The sequence below is a fragment of the Nonomuraea sp. CA-141351 genome, assembly GCF_050944675.1.
Taxonomy (GTDB): domain Bacteria; phylum Actinomycetota; class Actinomycetes; order Streptosporangiales; family Streptosporangiaceae; genus Nonomuraea.
Genome location: NZ_CP191982.1, coordinates 137139 through 155319 on the forward strand (window position 1 = coordinate 137139; position 18181 = coordinate 155319).

19 protein-coding genes and 1 tRNA gene are annotated in these 18181 nt (G+C 68.5%); 11 read left to right on the top strand and 9 right to left on the bottom strand.

The window, feature by feature from the left end:
* Positions 1 to 52 precede the first annotated feature (52 nt).
* Positions 53 to 460: a VOC family protein gene (locus ACQPWU_RS00725; RefSeq protein ID WP_433436129.1), complete on the top strand. Its 408-nt coding sequence runs from the start codon at positions 53 to 55 to the stop codon at positions 458 to 460.
* Positions 461 to 467: 7 nt separating this feature from the next.
* Here the strand turns inward: ACQPWU_RS00725 and ACQPWU_RS00730 are convergent, their stop codons facing one another.
* Entirely contained in the window at positions 468 to 1655 is a 1188-nt protein-coding gene (locus tag ACQPWU_RS00730; RefSeq protein ID WP_433436130.1) for an IS30 family transposase, read from the bottom strand.
* 258 nt (positions 1656 to 1913) lie between these two features.
* Between ACQPWU_RS00730 and ACQPWU_RS00735 the strand changes: the two genes are divergently transcribed.
* Positions 1914 to 2435 carry a SigE family RNA polymerase sigma factor gene (locus ACQPWU_RS00735; RefSeq protein WP_433436131.1) on the top strand — a complete coding sequence of 174 codons (522 nt, stop codon included), beginning with the start codon at positions 1914 to 1916 and terminating at the stop codon, positions 2433 to 2435.
* Complete coding sequence (locus ACQPWU_RS00740; RefSeq protein ID WP_433436132.1) at positions 2432 to 3610, top strand: hypothetical protein; 1179 nt, start codon at positions 2432 to 2434, stop codon at positions 3608 to 3610. The genes ACQPWU_RS00735 and ACQPWU_RS00740 overlap by 4 nt, the downstream gene beginning before the upstream one ends.
* A 322-nt stretch (positions 3611 to 3932) precedes the next feature.
* Here ACQPWU_RS00740 and ACQPWU_RS00745 read toward each other — a convergent pair whose 3' ends face one another.
* Entirely contained in the window at positions 3933 to 5108 is a 1176-nt protein-coding gene (locus ACQPWU_RS00745) for a hypothetical protein (RefSeq protein ID WP_433436133.1), read from the bottom strand.
* A gap of 108 nt (positions 5109 to 5216) precedes the next feature.
* On the opposite strand from ACQPWU_RS00745, the gene ACQPWU_RS00750 reads away from it, so the two are divergent.
* The 3 genes from ACQPWU_RS00750 to ACQPWU_RS00760 all read left to right on the top strand — a co-directional run bounded on the left by ACQPWU_RS00750 (position 5217) and on the right by ACQPWU_RS00760 (position 6225).
* Positions 5217 to 5360, top strand: coding sequence for a transposase (locus ACQPWU_RS00750; RefSeq protein WP_433436134.1), 144 nt, complete (start codon positions 5217 to 5219; stop codon positions 5358 to 5360).
* A 145-nt stretch (positions 5361 to 5505) separates the two neighbouring features.
* Positions 5506 to 5667: a hypothetical protein gene (locus ACQPWU_RS00755; protein ID WP_433436135.1), complete on the top strand. Its 162-nt coding sequence runs from the start codon at positions 5506 to 5508 to the stop codon at positions 5665 to 5667.
* A 99-nt stretch (positions 5668 to 5766) separates the two neighbouring features.
* Positions 5767 to 6225, top strand: a complete 459-nt coding sequence (locus tag ACQPWU_RS00760) for a hypothetical protein (protein WP_433436136.1) — start codon at positions 5767 to 5769, stop codon at positions 6223 to 6225.
* 225 nt (positions 6226 to 6450) lie between these two features.
* Here the strand turns inward: ACQPWU_RS00760 and ACQPWU_RS00765 are convergent, their stop codons facing one another.
* A complete protein-coding gene (locus ACQPWU_RS00765) occupies positions 6451 to 8370 on the bottom strand; it encodes a hypothetical protein (RefSeq protein WP_433436137.1) in 1920 nt (639 codons plus the stop codon).
* 460 nt (positions 8371 to 8830) lie between these two features.
* Between ACQPWU_RS00765 and ACQPWU_RS00770 the strand changes: the two genes are divergently transcribed.
* The gene (locus tag ACQPWU_RS00770; protein ID WP_433445602.1) at positions 8831 to 9253 is read left to right on the top strand and encodes a hypothetical protein; all 423 of its coding nucleotides are present in this window, start codon (positions 8831 to 8833) and stop codon (positions 9251 to 9253) included.
* Positions 9254 to 9346: 93 nt separating this feature from the next.
* Here ACQPWU_RS00770 and ACQPWU_RS00775 read toward each other — a convergent pair.
* From ACQPWU_RS00775 to ACQPWU_RS00785, 3 genes are all read right to left on the bottom strand, one after another.
* Positions 9347 to 9419 (bottom strand) — tRNA-Ala (locus tag ACQPWU_RS00775).
* A 15-nt stretch (positions 9420 to 9434) separates the two neighbouring features.
* Positions 9435 to 10163: an HAD-IA family hydrolase gene (locus tag ACQPWU_RS00780; RefSeq protein WP_433436138.1), complete on the bottom strand. Its 729-nt coding sequence runs from the start codon at positions 10161 to 10163 to the stop codon at positions 9435 to 9437.
* Positions 10164 to 10178: 15 nt separating this feature from the next.
* Positions 10179 to 10298 (bottom strand): DLW-39 family protein, encoded by a 120-nt coding sequence (locus ACQPWU_RS00785; RefSeq protein ID WP_360704095.1) that lies wholly within the window; start codon positions 10296 to 10298, stop codon positions 10179 to 10181.
* Positions 10299 to 10764: 466 nt separating this feature from the next.
* Here ACQPWU_RS00785 and ACQPWU_RS00790 point away from each other — a divergent pair, with 466 nt between their 5' ends.
* On the top strand, positions 10765 to 10977 hold the full coding sequence (locus ACQPWU_RS00790; RefSeq protein WP_433436139.1) for a heavy-metal-associated domain-containing protein: 213 nt from the start codon (positions 10765 to 10767) through the stop codon (positions 10975 to 10977).
* Between the two features lie 45 nt (positions 10978 to 11022).
* On the opposite strand, the gene ACQPWU_RS00795 is transcribed toward ACQPWU_RS00790, so the two are convergent.
* Both ACQPWU_RS00795 and ACQPWU_RS00800 read right to left on the bottom strand, forming a co-directional pair.
* Complete coding sequence (locus tag ACQPWU_RS00795; RefSeq protein ID WP_433436140.1) at positions 11023 to 12222, bottom strand: MFS transporter; 1200 nt, start codon at positions 12220 to 12222, stop codon at positions 11023 to 11025.
* A complete protein-coding gene (locus tag ACQPWU_RS00800; RefSeq protein ID WP_433436141.1) occupies positions 12219 to 12668 on the bottom strand; it encodes a carboxymuconolactone decarboxylase family protein in 450 nt (149 codons plus the stop codon). The genes ACQPWU_RS00795 and ACQPWU_RS00800 overlap by 4 nt, the downstream gene beginning before the upstream one ends.
* 67 nt (positions 12669 to 12735) lie before the next feature.
* Here ACQPWU_RS00800 and ACQPWU_RS00805 point away from each other — a divergent pair, with 67 nt between their 5' ends.
* Positions 12736 to 14115, top strand: coding sequence for a PLP-dependent aminotransferase family protein (locus ACQPWU_RS00805; protein WP_433436142.1), 1380 nt, complete (start codon positions 12736 to 12738; stop codon positions 14113 to 14115).
* 16 nt (positions 14116 to 14131) lie between these two features.
* Here ACQPWU_RS00805 and ACQPWU_RS00810 read toward each other — a convergent pair whose 3' ends face one another.
* The gene (locus tag ACQPWU_RS00810; RefSeq protein ID WP_433436143.1) at positions 14132 to 14650 is read right to left on the bottom strand and encodes a universal stress protein; all 519 of its coding nucleotides are present in this window, start codon (positions 14648 to 14650) and stop codon (positions 14132 to 14134) included.
* Between the two features lie 245 nt (positions 14651 to 14895).
* Between ACQPWU_RS00810 and ACQPWU_RS00815 the strand changes: the two genes are divergently transcribed.
* The gene (locus ACQPWU_RS00815) at positions 14896 to 17958 is read left to right on the top strand and encodes a BTAD domain-containing putative transcriptional regulator (RefSeq protein WP_433436144.1); all 3063 of its coding nucleotides are present in this window, start codon (positions 14896 to 14898) and stop codon (positions 17956 to 17958) included.
* A 35-nt stretch (positions 17959 to 17993) separates the two neighbouring features.
* Positions 17994 to 18155, top strand: coding sequence for a hypothetical protein (locus tag ACQPWU_RS00820; protein WP_433436145.1), 162 nt, complete (start codon positions 17994 to 17996; stop codon positions 18153 to 18155).
* The last annotated feature ends 26 nt before the right edge of the window (positions 18156 to 18181 follow it).

Consider the following 18181-nt stretch of genomic DNA (forward strand, 5'->3'; position numbering starts at 1 on the left):
CTACAGAAATGTTCGCAGCAGTTCTGCTGCAACAAATATTGGAGGCGCCGCCATGACCGCGCGTGAACTCGCTGGAATACATCACGTCAAGATCCCGGTGACGGATCTGGCTCAATCGCTGCGCTGGTACCGGGAGGTGTTCGGGCTGCGGCCGACGTTGGAGTTCCCGGAGGCCGACGGAGTGGTGCGCGGCTGCGCCGGCGAGATCCCGGGACTCAGCCCGACGCTGGTGGCTTTCCGCGTGAACCCGGCGGCGGCGGAGGGCAACCGCGGCTTCGACCCGGTCAGCTTCGCCGTGCGTACGCGGGACGACCTGCAGGTGTGGGCGGAGCATCTGGACAGCCTGGACATCAAGCACTCGCCGCTGACCGAGGCGTCCGTCGGCTGGCTGTTGATCTTCGATGACCCCGACGGGCTGACGCTGCACCTGGGCGGATTCGAGCGATCATCGCAACGGTGACGGACAGTCATAGTGCCAGACCTTCATGGAAAATGTCGGCGGGAGTGCGCCAGCCGAGCGTTTTCCGGGGACGGTTGTTCAGGCGTTCCTCGATGGCGCGTAGGTCTGCTTCGGTGTGAGCGGACAGGTCTGTGCGCTTGGGGAAGTACTGGCGAAGCAGCCCGTTGGCGTTCTCGTTGGTGCCGCGCTGCCACGGGCTGCCTGGATGGGCGAAGAAGACGCCTTCACTTAGGTAGGGGGCGATCTGGTCATGACAGGCCATCTCCGCACCCTGATCCCAGGTCAGCGTCAGCCGCACGGCCGGTGGAAGGCCGTCGAGGACAGCGATCAGGCCATCGCGAACGGCTTGCGCGTCGTGGCGAGCCGGCAGCTGGACGAGGCGCAGGTAGCGGCTTTTGCGGTCGACGAGGGTGGCGATCGCGGACTGGTTCAGCCGACCGGTGATCAGGTCTCCCTCCCAGTCCCCGACTCGATGGCGGAGCTCGACGACGGCGGGCCGGTGGTCGATGAGCAGCGCGGGAGCGATGAACCGCGGCTGACGCTGGTCGGGTCGGCGGCGGCGTTTGCGCAGCGGTCGACCGGTGCGCAGCCGGCGGGTGAGGCTGCGGCTCAGGCCGCCCTTGCCGCCGTGGTAGAGCGCCTGATAGATCGTCTCGTGGCAGACGTGCCAGTTCGGCCGGTCCGGCCACGCGCTGCGCAAGTATGCGGCGATCTGCTCGGGGCTCCAGTCCAGCTCCAGCTTGGCCTGAACCTCCGCGCGGAGCTCCTCGTCTTCCAGCAACCGTCCCTGACGCGGGCGCTGGGCTCGTTGCCGGGCTCGCGCATGGGCTAGGTCACCGTCGTAGACGCCTCGATCGTGCGGGAGCGTATTGCGCCGCAGCTCGCGGCTGATGGTCGATGGGGAGCGTCCCAGGCGGTCGGCGATCGCGCGCACTCCCAGGCCCTGTGCCCGCAAGGTCGCGATCCGCTGCCGCTCCAGCAGCGATAAGAACCGGCTGGACCGGGCGCTCTCAGCCAGCCGCGCTGGCGGTAGCCCGCCGTTCTCCGCTCGCCACCGGTAGCCGGTTTTGCGTCCGATTCCGAGGGCGCGACAAGCCTCCACCGTTCCCACGCCGGACAGCACCAGCCGCCAGTACTCCGACTCCACGTCCAACCTGCGCTTGGGGCCTCGCCTCGCCATCAACACGCCCTCCATGATCAGGTGTGTTGCGACAAGCACTAGAACCCGAGCGTCGTCAGGGGGTCAGAATTCGGCCGTCGTTGACAGTGGTGCCAACGACGGCCGAATTCACGCGTCGTCGATACGTGGAAGGCTCACAGGAGAGCAAGAGACAGTGACCATCGGCTTGACGTTGTCGACACTCGTGACAGTGGTCCTTACCGGCAGCCCTTCTAGCGCGGATCGAACCTTTTCACTCCTCTCCGGCGTCGGTAACGGTCGAGAGGAGTCGTCTTGGATCCCAATGACAGCTTCCGTGAGTTCGTCGCCGCGCATCAGCAAGCGCTGATGCGCACGGCGTACCTACTCACGGGAGACGCCCACCAGGCCGAGGACCTGCTGCAGAGCGTCCTGCTCAAGGTGCTGCGGCGCTGGTCCCGGTTATCGCACGTCGAGCGCCCCGAGGCGTACGCGCGTAAGGCGCTGGTGAACCAGCACATCTCGTGGCGGCGGCGCCGGGTCAGGGCGGAGTTCCCGACCGCCGAACCGCCCGACCGGCCGTACTCAAGCGAGGACTCCACCCTCGTACGGCTCGTCATGCGCCAGGCCCTCATGGGGCTGCCGCCTCGGCAGCGGGCGGTGATCGTGCTGCGTTACTACGAGGATCGGACAGAACGGGAGACCGCTGAGCTGATGAACTGCTCGATCGGGACGGTGAAGAGCCAGACCCACTACGCGCTTGCCCGCCTGCGCGAGCTGGCGCCCGGCCTGGCGCCGAAGCTCGCCGGCCTGGAGACCGAGGAGGCCTACCGATGACCTGGCTGCGAGATGTGCTCGTCGATCTGGCCGCCGAGTCACCACGGGTGGACCTGGCCGAACGCACGATCGCCACGCGCGACCGCAGGCGGCGTACCGCGATCTCGCTCCTCGCGGCGGCCATGGTCGTGATCACCGCGCTCGGCGGGACGCTCGCCGTGCGGTTGCTGCCGCAAGCGCCCGCGCCGGCCACCTCGGGCAAGGAGGACCTGCCCGCGCGTGGGGTGGGGCCGTTGAGTTACGCGTACAAGACGTTCTGCGAGCCGGCCAGCGGAAAAGCCCCGTCAAAGTGCCGGGACGGGGGCTGGCGAGTGGTCACCCGCAGTGGCAGGACCTACCACGTGCGGGAGGCGCTGCCGAGCCGCAGCCTGCAGGACAGCCCGCTGGCGATCAGCCGGGACGGCCGCAAGATCGCTTACTACAGCGCGAAGGAAGGCACCTTCCAGGTTCGCGATCTGGCCTCGGGCGCGAAGACCACGGCGCCGATGAAGCTGCCCCCGAAGAAGTGGCTGTACAGCATCACGCGGCTGATGTTGTCGGACGACGGGCGGTACCTGGCCTTCAGCAAGGTCCCCGATCTCAAGGATCCCGCGCTGCTCTTCGACATGCACGACAGGGTCGTCCGCGAACTTCCAGCCCGCTGGGTCCCCATCGGCCTGTCACCGGATGGAGCCACCATCACCCTCGGGGAGTACTCGCCCAACTCCCAGCTGCGCACGATCTCCAACCTGTGGCCGCCCACCTCACCGGGCAACTCCACGGCGGTCATCCTGCCGCAGCACTACGCCTTCAGCCCGCTGGCGCCGGACGGCAAGACCGTCGCGGCCGTCGAGGACCACAGCACCGCCGAGAAACCCTGCCAGATGGGCGACCTCGTCCTGCTGGATCCGCTCACCGGCAAGAAGCGGAAGACCACCGCCATCCGTGGCCTGTCCCCGGACGTCAGTCTGATCTACCTGCGTACGTGGCGCAGCGCCGACGAGGTTACGGCCCTAACGACGTCCGTCCGCTGCAGACCGTCATCCGAGGTGCCGGTTGACGAGACGGCGCCGCCCTACCTGACCTTCACGGCCTACGCGGTGAACGTCAGGACCGGCGAGGCCAGGAAACTGACCACGTTCAGGGCGCAGGACATCTTCGGTATCGCCATGCCCGGTCCTCCCGGGGCGATATGACCACGACCTTCCTGCCTCACGGCAGGGTCGTTGCACGATGCCGGCGATGACCGCTGGATGCCCGAGTCCGGCCTGGCCGTCGTGTGACTACGCGGCGCGTGATCTGCAGCGGGATCATGAAGGGCATCACGGTGCTATGACGTGGGAACACGCACGAAGACGCGGCTCGCCGACGGCACTGGCTACCACGACAAGGCCACCTCGGACCCTCAACGAGAACGGCGGCGCATGGACCGATGCGCCGCCGGAGAGCACGCACCGTCACGGTGGAGCTCATCTTCAACGATGACTCGCGACAGTTGAATAGGCGGCCTCACCAGTATCAACCCCCCTCTTGGGGTTGCTCCCGCAGGTCGGGATGACCAAGCGTCTTGATGTAGCGAAGTGCCCCGTTGACGGTGAGGCCGAACATGTCACAGACACGGCGGAGATCGCCTGCGCTAGCGCGGACCTCGTCAAGAATGCGATCCTCTCGAAGCTTTTGCGCGTGGAAGCCGAGGGCCTTGTTCACCCACGCGGAGGTCGTCTGGGCCACACCCGTGGCGATCATGTGATTGATGAAGACATGCGGATTGGCAGTGTTGGGCCACCTCGACGACCGGTGCTTGAGATAGGCAGCCAGTCGCACACCGACCTGGGGCGCCAGCAGAATGACCTGGTCGTCGATGTAGAGGCGGCCATCGCGGAGATCGGTGAGTTGCATGCTGCGAAGTTGACGGGGACGCAGCCCGTGAAAGATGAGCAGGCTCGCCATGGCAGCACGCGCGGAGTCGTCGGACATCAGCGCGCTCCGCAGATCCGCCGGCTTGAGTGGCATCGGTACCTGCGCGGAAGGCGTGCCGAAAGGGATTCGCGCAGTCGGATCCATGAAGACTAGCTTGCGGGACTTCAAAACACGGAAAATCGCACGAAGTCCTCCAAGGATGTCCGTCCGTCGAGTACCAGTCGATTCCAGGGCCCGGAGTACGTCATCTCGGGTGATCTCGCGCAGGGACGTCCGGGTGCGTCCCCAGATCCTCAGGATAGGCAGAGCGTTGGTGAAGTGATTGCGGGTGGTGCGATCCTGGCGGGGTCGCCAGCGAGGGTGAGCGGAACTGCCCTTGCGCATCACCTCGAACCACACATGCAGTTCGGCGTTCATCTGCTCGGGCAGTGTCTCGACGCGTTGCTCGAACCATCGGACGATGGCGGGGACACGATCGTCATCCAGCAGTCCGGCCAGGTTCAACACTTCGATGGCAGGGTTGACGGGCAATGATGTTACGCGCAGGAGTTCCACGGTGCTGGCTTTGATCATGGCACCCGGGGTGTCTTGTATGGCGAGCAGGAAGCGCAGAGCCCGGCGGACGTTGCCGATCGCGCCGGCCGTCCAGCCGTGGCGTTCACCGTGATCGAACGCGACGGCTTCGACGGCCTTGGTGAGCTCGACGATAGGTGGCTCGGGCATGGTTGCCGCGGAAATTCTGGTGAGGTCGCGAGGGCAGTCGAACAGGAGCATCTGACTGTGCGTTACTGGCACTATCGGCCGGGAGATCGGGCTGAGGTGCCCAGCAGATTCCGGACAGTCGGCTACATAAGCTGACAGAAGTCTGGAAGAGGTAGGTACGTGACGAGGCGTCGCAAGCAGTTCTCGCCTGAGTTCAAGGAAGAAGCCATCCGCATGGTGCTGGAGGGTGATCGGACGGTCGCGTCGGTGGCGCGGGAGTTCGACATCAACGCCAGCACTCTGGGCAGCTGGGTGAACCGGTAGTGGATCGTGAGCGCGCAGGAGGAGCGGCCGCCGGTTTCCGGGCCGGATCGGGCGCGGATCCGGGAGTTGGAGCGGGAGAACGCCGAGCTGCGCGAGAAGTTGATCTTTTGAAAAAAGCGGCCGCCTTCTTCGCGTCCGAGACTCGATGACGCTCGCCAAGTACGAGCTGATCGACTCGGAGAAGGCCTGCCATCCGATCGTGAAGATGTGCGCGTTTGTCACTCACCCTCGCCCCGTAGTGGTCGGCGAGGGTGAGTTCTCCCTGGTGAGCCTAGCAACGAGCACATGGCAGAACGCCGACAACTGATCCGCATCCTGGTCCGCGGCGTGGCGTACCTGCCGTGCCCCACATGAATCGTGATCAACGCGTGTGCATCGCGAGACGGTCGGATCAGATGCTTGCGGTGTGGATACGTGCAACGCGAGCGTCTCCCCAGCCGCCGAGGGGCGGCTTGCCGAGCGGGTGGTCGCCGCCGGGCTCGCCGGCATAATCCTGCCCTTCGTCCAGTTCGGCTGGCTGCTGCTTGTAGCCGCCCTGTCCGACGAATCGCGCTGCGGCCACTTCGGCTGTGTCGGCCGGCTGGCCGACGCGTGGACGGTGGGGAACTGGGCGGCGGTCGTGCTCGCCTGGCCGCTGCTGCACTTCCTTCGAGTGCGCCCGGCGTGGTCCGTCGCTGTGCTGGCGCCCTTCTTCCTGGTGCCAATCTGGGAACTCGCCGACGTGCCGGTCAGCGTGGTCGCCGGATTATTCGCCTACCCACTGGCCGCCCTGGTGAGCGCGCCGCGCCTGTCGTGGCGGCGGCGCAGTCTGGTTCTGGGCCTCTTCCTTCTGCTCTGCGCCTTCCTCGCGCTTTCTTCCGGATAGTTCTGGCCTGGGGAGCCCTCGGGTCGGCCTCACCGTGCCGTGCGGTTGCGAAAGGCGGTGTCGCTGTACGGCATTCCTCGTAGGACGAAGTGCTTGGGGGTGCTCGACGACGATCGCAAGGCCTCTACTGCCTGCTGCAGAAGGGACGGCGAAAATGCAAGAAACCAGAAGGCGCCCCGGGCGGAGGCGATGGCCTGCCTGCCCCGGGTCGCCCAGTGGTGATGATCAACCGGCTTTGCCTCGCACCGTGACCGCATGGGTGCCCTGCGCGGCCAGGAACACACTGTCACCGGCATATTTGACGGTGTAGGTGTAGTCGCCGCCCGCGGGGGGCGTGTCGGCGAAGCCGAACGTCCCGTCGGCCGACAGCGTCAGCGATGGCAGCGTGGTCGTGGAGGTGCCGTTGCGGTTGGAGACTGTACGGGTCACAGTGATCGCAGTGCCGGCCGCGGGCAGCCGACCGCCGCCGTCCAGCGCACCGCTGAACTCGAGCTGCTTGCCGGCGTTGCCCGTCTCCGGCCCGGACAGGGTGAACGTGGTCTGGCGCTTGGCCACCGCGACGGTCTTCAGGCCCGTGGCCGCCTCGTAGGTCAGGTTGCCGCTCCAGCGCACGTCGTACTGGGTGTTCCCGCCGATCGGCGGGGTGTCGTTGATCGTGAAGGTGCCGTCCGCAGCGGTCGTCATCGCGGGAAGGGTCTCGCGCGTGCCATTCGACATCAGCCGGGTCACCACCAGCGGCTGCTCGCCTGGGTCGGCCCCGTTGGCCAGTGTGAGCGTGCCTGACAAGGTGAGCGGTTCGAGAGCGGTCGCCGGGGCCGAAGGAGTCAGGTCGATCATGGTCGAGACCTTGGACACCCTGACGTCTCGCCACGCCCTGCTCCACCGGTAGTCCGCGTTGCCGTTCCAGAGCACGTCGTACCTGATCTGGCCGCCGATCGGCGGAGTGTCGTCGACCGAGTACGTGCCGTCCGCGGCGGTCGTCACGCCCGAGACGGGGGTCCGGGCACCGTCCGACGTCCAGCGGATCAGCGTCAGCGGCTGCTCGCCGGGCGTCGATCCGTCCGACAGGGTGAGCTTGCCGGACAGGGTGAGCGGCTTGAGGGCGGTTCCCGTGGCGGGCGCCGTCAAAGTGATGGTCGATCCGGGAAGGGTGACGTCGGGCAGGCGTACCAGGTGGAGCCGATCGGACATGTCGCTCAGGACGCCGAAGGCGGTTCCGCCAGAGTAGGCCAGACTGCCGGCGACCAGGTCGGAGCCGAGGTTCTCGTACGCGAAGGTCTGCTCACCACCGGCCCTGTCGTACATCACGACGGGTTTTCCTGACGTCCGTCCGCCGATCACGTGACGTCCGTCCCCACTGACCGTGACCGCCGTCGGATAGCCGGTGAACGAGCCCTCACCGTAGCTGCGGACGAGGGTCAGGCCGGTGGTGTCCCAGGCGTCGAACCGGTACGGCGCGCCGAAGGCGGAGAACACCGTGGAGCCGTCCGCAGTTATGGAGATGTCCTGCAGGTTGTACAGGCTATGCGTGCTGCCGTTGATGGCGCCGCGCATGGTCGGGCCAGTGTCGGTCAGGTCGTAGACATAGATGTTGCCGGGACTGGTCACGGTCTCGCCTACCACCAGCTTCTGCCCTGCGGCGGCCACCAACGGCGCCTGGTACAGCTGCAGCGACAGAGGGGCGAACTCCGGCTCCGCCGCCGACACGTCGAAGCCGACCACGCCGGCCTTCCAGTCGGCGCCGCAGCCGTAGCCCACGTAGAGCCGCGTGCCCAGCAGGGCGAGGTGTGACGGGCAGGGATACGCGTTCAGGGCGATCCTGCGCGTGACGGTGAGGGAGCCGGTGTCGATCTCGGCGATCTGGTGCGAATCCCGCAGCGTCGCGTAGAGGCGGGTGCCGTCAGATGTCAGGGCGAGGTCGCCCACACTCGGCAGGTCCGTGACGGCGCCGGTGAGCCGGGCCTCGTGATCGGCGACGATGACACGGTCCTTGGCCGAGATGAAGAGCCTGTCATCGGTCGCGGCCATGTCGCTCCTGTCGGAGGACACCCCGAGGTCGGTTGTGGAGTCGGCGGCCGTGGCAGCTGTGGCGTGGGCTACGAGCAGCCCGGCCGCTGTGACCAGAACGGTTCCGAGGGCGAGCAACCGGCGAGCTAATCGGGAGGCCGGACGGTCCGTCGATGATGCGTTGCGGTCAGGTCTTCGTGATGACAACATCCACTCCCTTGCGATCATCAGTTCTAGAAGCACAAGATCAATGCATGTCTGCGGGTCTCGCGTCAAGGCGGGCATAGCGTGATCGGCGAGACTCCCAGGAAGTTCGCAGGCTTCGCGGACAGCCGGGAAGCCGCGTCGACATCCCTTAACGCACCCATGTGGTTTTCGAGGTCCTCGGACACGCGAGCACACCCAACCTCAGGGGATGCGATGGACTTCGAGATCCGGGAGATTCGATCTCCTCAGGGACGCAAGAAGCTGACCAAGGAGCGCGAGCACTACCTTGCTCTCGTGCAGCAGGGCGTGAGCAGTAAGGAATGGCATGACGCGGGAACTCTGACCTGTCGGTACCCCTCACTACGATCACCGCATGTTTGGCTTAGACGCGGTGGAGTCGATTCTCCTTGTCCTGCTGCTGGTGACCATCGGGATCGGGATCAGCAGGTGGATAGGACGGCGCAAGGTGGTGCGCATCTACGTCGGCCTGGACCACATCACTCCTGTCGGCGTTCAGGTCCGAGCCCACGACCTCATCGAGGCAGACAGGTTCCGCGACGCCGTAGAGCTGATCCGCAAGGAATCCCAGGTATCCCGGCAAACCGCGGTGGAAGTCGCAGAGGTTCTGCGCGCTGGTGGGGTCCTTCCGGGCTTCCCAGTGTTCGATGAGGGAGATCTGTCCACCAGGGTTCGCAAGCTGATCGAAGCCGGTAGCCGTAAGGAGGCCGTCTTCCTTGTGCGAAGCACCGAGGACATGAGCCAGTCAGAAGCCGAGGCGTTCGTCGACTCCCTCTCGCGTGAGCCGAACGCCTAACTCAGGGTGAGTTGTCGCCGTAGCTGTATTTTGCAGCTGTACAAGATCGGAAAGGCCACTTCCCGATCACGGGAAGCGGCCTTTGACCTGGGGTGGAGCCTAGGAGATTCGAACTCCTGACTTCCTGCTTGCAAAGCAGGCGCTCTGCCAACTGAGCTAAGGCCCCTTCGACGAAGATAGCTTACCGGGCGGACGAGGCTACCTGCGTCGCACCAAGGTCATCGCTCAACACCAAACTCGGGAAGTCCACGATCGAGTCCAGGATGTGGGTCGCGCCGCCCTTGAGAAGGCGTTCGCGGCTGTGCACGCCCGTCATCACCCCCGCCACGATCGACGCTCCCGCGCGCTTGCCGCACAGCATGTCGCTTTCCGAGTCGCCGATGACCGCCACATGGCGTACGTCCTCCACCCCCAGGCGCAGCACCGCGTGCAGGATCATGTCCGGCCAGGGGCGGCCGCGGCCGCCGGCGTCTTCGGGGCAGATGGCGAGGTCGATCTTGTCGTGCCAGCCGAGCACGCTGAGGACGCGGCTCAGGGTGGTGCGGCTGAAGCCGGTGATCAGGGCGAGCTTGATGCCGGTGCCGCGGAGCTTGTCGAGAACCTCCAGGGCTCCGGGCATGGGTACGAGACCTGCCCGCTCGAGGGTGCCCTCGTAAGAGCGCTCGAACGTCAGGTTCGCCGCCTGGGCCTGGGCCTCGTTTCCGGGGAAGATCCCGCGGAACACATCGATCTTGGGACAGCCCCGGGACCGGTGCACGTGAACCATGGCACGCGCGTACGCTCCGGTCCCGGGCACTATGCCCTGAGTCGCGATCGCCTCGGCGAAGGCGCGCTCGACCATGTCGATGTCACCGACTGTGGTGCCTGCCAGGTCCAGGCACGCCAGCTTGATGGGGACGACGTCACTCATCGCCTCGCCGGTCGGTTAGTTCTCGGTGCCGGTCGCCTCGGTCCAGAGATCGAGCTCTGCGCGGTCGGCCTGCACCTTACGCCAGATCAGCAACCCCCCAAGGGCGACCAGCGCCAGAACAAGCAGCTTCTTCACGGTGTGACCCCACTTCTTCGACGGCCTCACCTGCCGGGGTGAGACCCAACGGTTGACAAGCAGCCTAGCAAGGGATGGCTGCGCTCCCGGTGTTGCACACGGGCCAGATGTGCGGAATGTGCGCAGAACGAGTGTTCAGCCCCAGGTGAGGAGCGATGCGCCCGCCCTCGACGACCTTTTGGATCCCCCTTCCGTCCGTCCTGGGCGCCCGCCTGCGTCCCCCTCTGGTACCCGCCATCTCGGACAACAGCTCGATCATGCCAAATATCGCGCCCGTGTGCGTGGCTAGGCACGGTCCCGCCTTATGCATGTGTCGCGCCATGTGGTGGTCGATTCGGGCCGGCCGAACCTGCCGAGCAGTCGTACAAGGGAATCCGCAGTACGATCCCGTGGCCGACCAGATACTGCAGGGGGGTATAGTGCCGCCTGGACGGGAACGGAAAAGATCATCACTAGGGAGACCTTCATGAGCACCGCCACCTACACGGTGAAGGGTATGACCTGCGGCCACTGCGTGAGCTCGGTGAAGGAGGAGGTCGGCGAGGTCGCGGGGGTGACCTCCGTCGACGTGGATCTCGCCAGCGGTCTGTTGACGGTCGGCAGCGACGGCCCTGTCGACCCGGCGAAGATCACCGCGGCGGTCGAAGAGGCCGGATACGAGGTGGCGGGCCGAGCGTGAACGCGCCAGGCGAGCCGGTGACGACCTGCGGCCTTGGGAAGCTGGTTACACAGCCGCCCTGTTCAGGACGCCATCCGGCGGCCGCGCCGCTGCGAGCGAACGCTGCCCCCATCTGACGGCCGGTGCCATCGCGGCGCCGGCCGCCACGAACGCCGCGCCGAGCAGCAGCCACCCGAGCGTGCCGCCGCCCAGCACCAGCGTGGTGAGGACGACGGGCCCGAGCATCCTCGCCACGGCCACGCCGGTGCCGAAGAACCCCTGGTACTGGCCCTGCTTGTCCTCAGGCGCGAGCCCGAAGCCGATCTCCCAGGCCCCCGACGCCAGGAGCATCTCGCCGAACACCTGCAGACCCGCCGCCACCAGCAGGAACAGCCACCCGTACGGGCTCAACGCGAACACCGCGCAGGCCGCGAACATCACTAACCCGGCGTTCCGCACCGACAGCGAAGCCGAACGCAGCCCCTTCACGCGCCTGGCCACCCGCACCTGGAAGAGCAGCACCGTGCCGGTGTTGATCAACATCAGCACCGAGACCATCCAGGTGGGCGCGCTCGTACGCGAGGCGATCCAGAGCGGCACGACCAGGCTGAGCAGCGGCATGTAGAAGAGCATCACGGCGTTGATCAGCGTGACGAGCGCGTAGGGCCGATCCCTGAGCACCGCCAGCCGAGGGCCGGAGGCGACCTGGGCGACCCGTACGGGAGGCAGCTTGAGCAGCAGGAAGGCCGCGAGCAGGAAGCTCAGGGCGTCGAGTGCGAAAACCGCCAGGTAGGCGGGGCGCGTGTCGAGATGGAGGGCGAGCCCGCCCAGGGCGGCGCCGACGGCCAGGCCGCCGTTGAGCGTGGACTGCAGGACGGCCCGCACGACCGTGCGCTCCGCGGGCGCGATCAGCCCGGCGAGCAGGGCCTGGCGGGCGGCCGACAAGCCGGTCTGCGCCGTGCCGTACAGGCAGGCCACCAGTACGAACAGCGCGAATGAGCGGACGAGCATGAACGAGGCGACCGCCGTGGCGGTCGTGAGCGCGAGCAGCACGGCGACTCCGCGGGGCCCGCGCCGGTCGGCCAGATGGCCGAGCGGCACGCCGGCCACCGAGCCGACGGCCCAGCCCAGCGTGAGGCCGAGGCCGATCTCGGTGGCCGACAGGCCGACGATCCTGGCGAAGTAGAACGCGGAGGTGACGAGGTAGACGCCGTCGCCAACAGAGTTCGCAAGCTGGGCAATAGCCAGGATTCGTCGATTTTTCATGGCTTGTACGACACCGGGGTCATCCGGGTGGAAACGGCCAAGCGGTTCCAGAAGTTGATGGTGGCCACGGCCACGACCAGCGTCGCCAGCTCCTTCTCGGCGAAATGGGCAGCCGCCTGATCCCAGATCTCGTCCGTGACGTCGTCGGTGGAGAGCCTGGTGGCGGCCTCGGTGAAGGCCAGGGCGGCGCGCTCCTGCTCGGTGAAGAACGGGGACTCCCGCCAAACGGCGACCGAGTGCAGCCGGGCGTCGCTCTCCCCCGCCTGCTTGGCGTCGGCGCTGTGCGTGTCCACACAGTAGACGCAGCCGTTGATCTGACTGGCGCGCAGCAGCACCAGGTACAGGAGGGGCTTGGGGAGCGTGCTCTCCTCGACGAACCTGTCCAGCGCGCCCGCGTGCCGGTAAACGTCACCGACCAGCGGTCCGAGATTCATTCGTTGTGTCATGCGTCCATCTTGGATCGCACTTTGTCCCGAGATAAGCTCCAATTTCCGTCAAATTGATTGGGCCAAGATGGACGTCCACATCACCCTGGAAGGCCGGGGTGACCTGGCCGCACAGGTCTACCGGCAACTCCTCGACGCCATACTCGACGGCCGTCTCAGGTCGGGCGAACGGCTCCCCCCGACCAGGGAGCTGGCGCGGAGGCTGGAGATCTCCAGGAACACGGTCGCGGTGGCCTACGACCGGCTGGTCGCCGACGGGTTCCTGGTGGGACGGGCGGGCGCGGGGACGTTCGTATCGGCGGAACCGGTCCGCGGCAGGGCGGCCCCGAAGGGCGTCGTCCGCCCGCGTGCGTTCTGGCGGGAGATCGACGATCCGAAGGCCGTGCAGGGCGCCCGGTACGACTTCCGCGTCGGCGTACCGGACCCCCGCCTCTTCCCGATGGAGACGTGGCGCCGGCTGGTGGCCCGCGAGCTGCGGGCGAGCGCCGCCATGTACAACCGCTCTGCCGGATACCAGCCCCTGAGGGAGGCCATCTCCCGGCATATCGGCATCAGCCGCTCGGTCCACGCCGGCCCCGACGACGTACTGATCACGAACGGCGCCCAGCAGGCGCTCGACCTCATCGGCCGCGTCCTGATCGAGCCGGGCACCTGCGTGGCCGTCGAGGAGCCCGGCTACCCGCCCGCCCGCCTGCTGTTCCGCTCGCTCGGCGCCCGAGTGGCCGGAGTGCCGGTGGACGCGGAGGGCATCGACGTCCAGGCCATCCCCCGGGCCGCCCGCATCGTGTACGTCACGCCCTCGCACCAGTTCCCCCTGGGCACCCCCATGTCACTGGCCCGCCGCGCCGCCCTCCTGGCCTGGGCCGAGCGCCGCAGGGCGGTCGTGATCGAGGACGACTACGACAGCGAGTTCCGCTTCGGCGAGCGACCGCTGGAGCCCCTCCAGAGCCTCGACCGCGCGGGCCGTGTCATCTACGTGGGCTCGTTCTCCAAGACCCTGCTCCCCATGCTCAGGCTCGGCTTCCTCGTCGCCCCGGCCTCGCTCGCGCCCGCGCTGCACACGGCCAAGCGGCTCTCCGACTGGCACAGCGACGTGCCCATGCAGGCGGCGCTGGCCCGCTTCATCGACGAGGGGCTCCTGGCCAGGCACATCAGGAAGGCGACCCGCGAGTACGCCGCCCGGCACGCCATGATCGCCGAAATGCTGACCGGTGACGAGCGCCTTCGCCTGGTGCCGTCCACCGCGGGCCTGCACCTGTGCGCCCGCCTCGCCCCGGGAGCGTCCGTACGTCCCGTGCCGGGCCTGGCGGTGGAGTCACTGGAGGCGTACTGCGGCGATAGCCCGGCCCAGCCCGGCGTGCTGCTGGGCTACGGCGGGATCACCCTGGACGACATCCCCGAGGGACTACGGCGCCTACAGACGGCAACGACCCCAAAACCTTCTTAAAGGTCCCGAAACCGGCTTAAGGATGGCGGCGGCTCCAGAAGCGGCGGGCCCGCTCCCCTGTCAGCTCCGGATCGTCGGGGGGCGACGGCTGCTGCACGATGACGACCGTGGTCTTCGCGTGGCGGGCGCAGTACATGCTGGTCGAGGGCAGGAAGATGCGGCTGAGCAGCCCGCGCCGGCTCCGCCCCAGCACCAGCAGGTCGCCCTCACGGGCCAGATCGACGAGATGGTAGCCGGGATCGCCGACCCGCCCGACAACGATCGTCCTGATGTCGTCGGGCACGCCGCCTGCGACGTCGTCGAACACACCGGCGACCACTTCGGTGCAGCGGGCCTCCTCGCCGGCCCTGAGCGCGTGCTGAACGGGCAGCGCCTCGGGGAAGGGATGGACGGGCGCGCGGCTGACGTGCACGGCGACCAGGGCCATCCGGTGCAGCCTGGCCGCCCCGATGGCCCAGGCCAGCGCCCACCGCGAGGCCGGGGACTCGTCCACCCCCACGATCAGCCTCGCACCGCCAGGCAGATCCTGTTCCACGGTGCCTCCTGTTAAGAAGTACGACCATAGTGCGCCCGCTGGTCTGTTACCGGTAGGTGGCACTTTCCGAACTATGGAGTCCTTCGCGAGCCCCGGCGTAGCATGCGGGAGTGGAACGAGGGTGGGTGCGACCCCGTCCCGCCCTCGACCGGCGGCTCGACGGGGCACTTACGTACAGGCTCACCTCGCTCGTCGCAACTACAGGCTACGGGAAGTCGACCGCTTTGACCGGTTGGAGCTTGGCGGTGGGCGCGGTATTACATCGGCTCGGGCCCGCCGACCGCGATCTCCCCACGCTGGCGGGAGCGGTCGCGTCGGCTCTGTCGGAGAAGGTGCCAGGTCTGCCCGCCGACCTGGTGACCGCCGCAGAGTCCCCGCTCGGTCCCGACGCCGACGAGCTGTCCAGGGCGTCCGCGCTGGCGGGCGCGCTGGCCGAGGCGCTGGCCAGGCAGCTGCGGCGCGGGCTCGCGCTGGTCTTCGACGACATCGACGCCATCGCGGGCGCGCCGGGCTCCGTCCGTTACGTGGAGACGCTGGTCCGCGCCGCTCCCAGGCATCTGCACCTGGTCACCGCCTCGCGGGCGCCGCTGCCGTTCCCGACGGCCCGGCTGCGCCAGGACCACGAGGTGCTCGACTTCGACGCGACGGATCTGGCGCTCACGCCGGACGAGACCGCCGCCTGGGCGCGCGACCGGCTGGGCGAGCAGGGCGCGGCCATCGCCGCAACGCTGCACGACGCCTGCGGCGGCTGGCCGGCCGCCGTGCAGGCGGCGCTCGACACTCTGGCCCGCGAGAACCTCGCCGACTGGCCCCGCACGGCCGCCGGGCTGGCCGCGAACTCCGCCACGCTCGAACGCCTCACGCTCGCCGCGTTCAGGGACCTGCCGCCGGCCATGCGCGAGCTGCTGCGTGCCGCCACCGTCCTGCCCGTACTGACCGCCGAGCTGGCGGCCACGCTGGGCGCCCCGCCCGGCACGCTCGACTCGCTGACCAGCCGCGGCCTCTTCCTCGAAGCCGGCCAGGACGGCCACGGCCTGACCTCGACCAGCAGGCACGTGCTGACCAAGCACGCCCCGCTGGACAGGAACGAGGCCCACGACGTGGCGGCGGTCGCGTCCCGCTGGTACGTCGGGCACGACCAGCCCGAGCTGGCCCTGCGCGCGGCCGTCGCGACCGAGCATCCGGGCCTGGCGGCCTCGCTCCTCGACTCGTACGGCCTGCGCCTGGCCGAGCGCGGGGACGTGGTCGCCGCGCTGGAGCTGCTGCCCGAGGCCGTCAAGCACTCGCCCCCCATGGTCAAGCTGGCCGGCATCGCCGAGCAGAACCGCGGCCACTGGACCCGCGCCCGCGAACTGCTCGCCCAGGCCGCCGAGGGCCCGGCGTTCGACGCGTTCGTGGCCAGACGGCTCGGCCTCATCGACCACCTTCGCGGCGACCTCGACGCGGCCCTGGCCATGTACACGAGAGGCCACGACTACGGCCTGCCGCTCGCCGACTCCGCCATGTGCGCCGCGTCCCAGGCATCCGTGCTCTGGCTGAAGGGTGACAGGGCAGGCTGTGCAGAGCTCGCGGACAAAGCGCTCGAGCAGGCCAGCATCCTCGGCGACGCGAGCGCCCTCGCCATGGCCAACACAGTGCTCGCGATGCTCGCCGCGCTCGACGGCGACCGCCGCGCGAACGACGCCCACTACCTGCGCGCCCTGGAGTACGCCGAGCGAGCGGGCGACATCGTCCAGCTCATCCGCATCCACGCCAACCGGGCCTCCCGCTATCTGGACGAGGGGGCCTACGCCGACGCGCTGGCCGAGACGGAGCTCGGCGGCAGGCTGTCCGACCTGGTGTCGTTCGCCCCCTACGCCGCCCTGAACGTCTCCAACCGCGCCAAGGCCCTGATCGGCCTGGGTCGCCTGGAGGAGGCGGCCACCGAGGCGGCCGACGCGGTGGCCAGGTGGGAGGCGATGGGCTCCAGTCTGGTCGGCACCGGCCTGAACAGGCTCGCGGAGATCCACGTGCTGCGCGGCGACCGCAGGACGGCGGACGCGATCTACCGGCGGATCATCGCGGACTCGGCGCCGTCGGGCGAGGTGCAGTCGCTCTCCAACGCGCTCAACGGCCTCGCCGAGCTGCTGGCCGACGAGGATCCGGCCGAGGCCGCCCGCGTCGCCGAGCAGGCGCTCGAGCACACCGAGGGCATCGCGGGGGTGACCGCCAGGGTCGCGGCCGCCCGCGTGGCGCTGGCGGGCGGGCGGCCCGGCGACGCCAGGGCCCTGCTCGACGAGACCGAGCCCGTCGCGGTGAGCCGCAGGGACCACGCCGCGCAGGCCGCCATCGCCGAGCTGCGGGCCGAGCTGGACGGCGATGTCCGGTCGGCCGACGAGGCGGTGCGCAGGTGGACCATGCTGGGCGACCCGATCGGGCAGGCCAGGGCCGAGCTGGTCAGGGCGGCGCTGGCCGACCCGGCGGCCGGCGGCGGCATGGCCGCGAGGGTGCGCGAGCGTATGCACGCGATCGGCTGCCGTGCGCTCGACGACCGGATCGACGCGCTGATCGCGCGCGCCGCTCCCGCGCCGGGCGCGAGAGTGGTCGTGGAGACCATGGGAACGTTCCGGGTGCTGCGCGGCGGCGTGCCTGTCCCCCGTACGGCCTGGCAGTCCCGCAAGGCCCGCGACCTGCTGAAGATCCTGGTCAGCCGCAGGGGCGGCGGGATCGGCAGAGAGCGGCTGGTCGAGATCCTCTGGCCGGAGCAGGAGGGCGAGGCGGTCGGGCTGCGGCGGCTGAACGTCATGGTGTCCACGCTCCGTGCGGTGCTGGACCCGTCACACGAAAGGCCGGCGGACGAGATCGTGGTCTCGGACGAGGGCACGTTGCGGCTGGATCTGTCGAACGTCGACGTCGATGTCGAGATATTTCTGGATCTGGTGGCTGAGGCTGTACGGCTCGATCAGGCAGGGCGTACCGCCGAGGCGCTCGAGCGGTGGGCGGCGGCCGAGAGCGCGTACGGCGGGGAGTTCTGCGAGGAGGACCCGTACGCGGACTGGGCCGTGGGACTGCGCGAGCAGGCCCGGCTGGCGTACACGCAGGCGGCGGCCAGGCTCGCCACGGCGCGGTCGGAGGAGCGGCGCTACGACGAGGCCGCCCGCTACTGGCTGCGGCTGCTGGAGCGCGACCGCTACGACGAGCGCGCCCACCTCGGCCTGGTGCGCGTGCTCGACCGCGCGGGCCGCCGCGGCGACGCGCGCAGGCGTTACCACTTATACGCAGAACGCATGCGTGAGCTGGAGGTCGAGCCCGCCCCGTATCCCGCCTGAACCAGACCTGAACCGCCCAGCGAGATGGTTTCCAGATGAGAACGGTCATCGTCCGGCTGGTCGAGCCAGAACAATCCGGCGGCCAGCTCCGCGGGCTGCTCGAAGAGGTAGGGGGCGAGGCGGTGCCGTTCACCGGCACGGACGCGCTCATCGAGCTGCTGTGCAGCGCCGCCGGACTGAAGCGAGATAGGGCCTGAACCTCGCGCGAACCTCCGTCCCGACG

Coding starts and splice junctions, on each gene's coding strand:
- ACQPWU_RS00780 (WP_433436138.1), bottom strand. CDS start 10,163: ATGAGTGACGTCGTCCCCATCAAGCTGGCGTGCCTGGACCTGGCAGGC.
- ACQPWU_RS00730 (WP_433436130.1), bottom strand. CDS start 1,655: ATGGAGGGCGTGTTGATGGCGAGGCGAGGCCCCAAGCGCAGGTTGGAC.
- ACQPWU_RS00790 (WP_433436139.1), top strand. CDS start 10,765: ATGAGCACCGCCACCTACACGGTGAAGGGTATGACCTGCGGCCACTGC.
- ACQPWU_RS00755 (WP_433436135.1), top strand. CDS start 5,506: ATGACGCTCGCCAAGTACGAGCTGATCGACTCGGAGAAGGCCTGCCAT.
- ACQPWU_RS00745 (WP_433436133.1), bottom strand. CDS start 5,108: ATGCTCCTGTTCGACTGCCCTCGCGACCTCACCAGAATTTCCGCGGCA.
- ACQPWU_RS00740 (WP_433436132.1), top strand. CDS start 2,432: ATGACCTGGCTGCGAGATGTGCTCGTCGATCTGGCCGCCGAGTCACCA.
- ACQPWU_RS00795 (WP_433436140.1), bottom strand. CDS start 12,222: ATGAAAAATCGACGAATCCTGGCTATTGCCCAGCTTGCGAACTCTGTT.
- ACQPWU_RS00805 (WP_433436142.1), top strand. CDS start 12,736: ATGGACGTCCACATCACCCTGGAAGGCCGGGGTGACCTGGCCGCACAG.
- ACQPWU_RS00800 (WP_433436141.1), bottom strand. CDS start 12,668: ATGACACAACGAATGAATCTCGGACCGCTGGTCGGTGACGTTTACCGG.
- ACQPWU_RS00725 (WP_433436129.1), top strand. CDS start 53: ATGACCGCGCGTGAACTCGCTGGAATACATCACGTCAAGATCCCGGTG.
- ACQPWU_RS00820 (WP_433436145.1), top strand. CDS start 17,994: ATGAGAACGGTCATCGTCCGGCTGGTCGAGCCAGAACAATCCGGCGGC.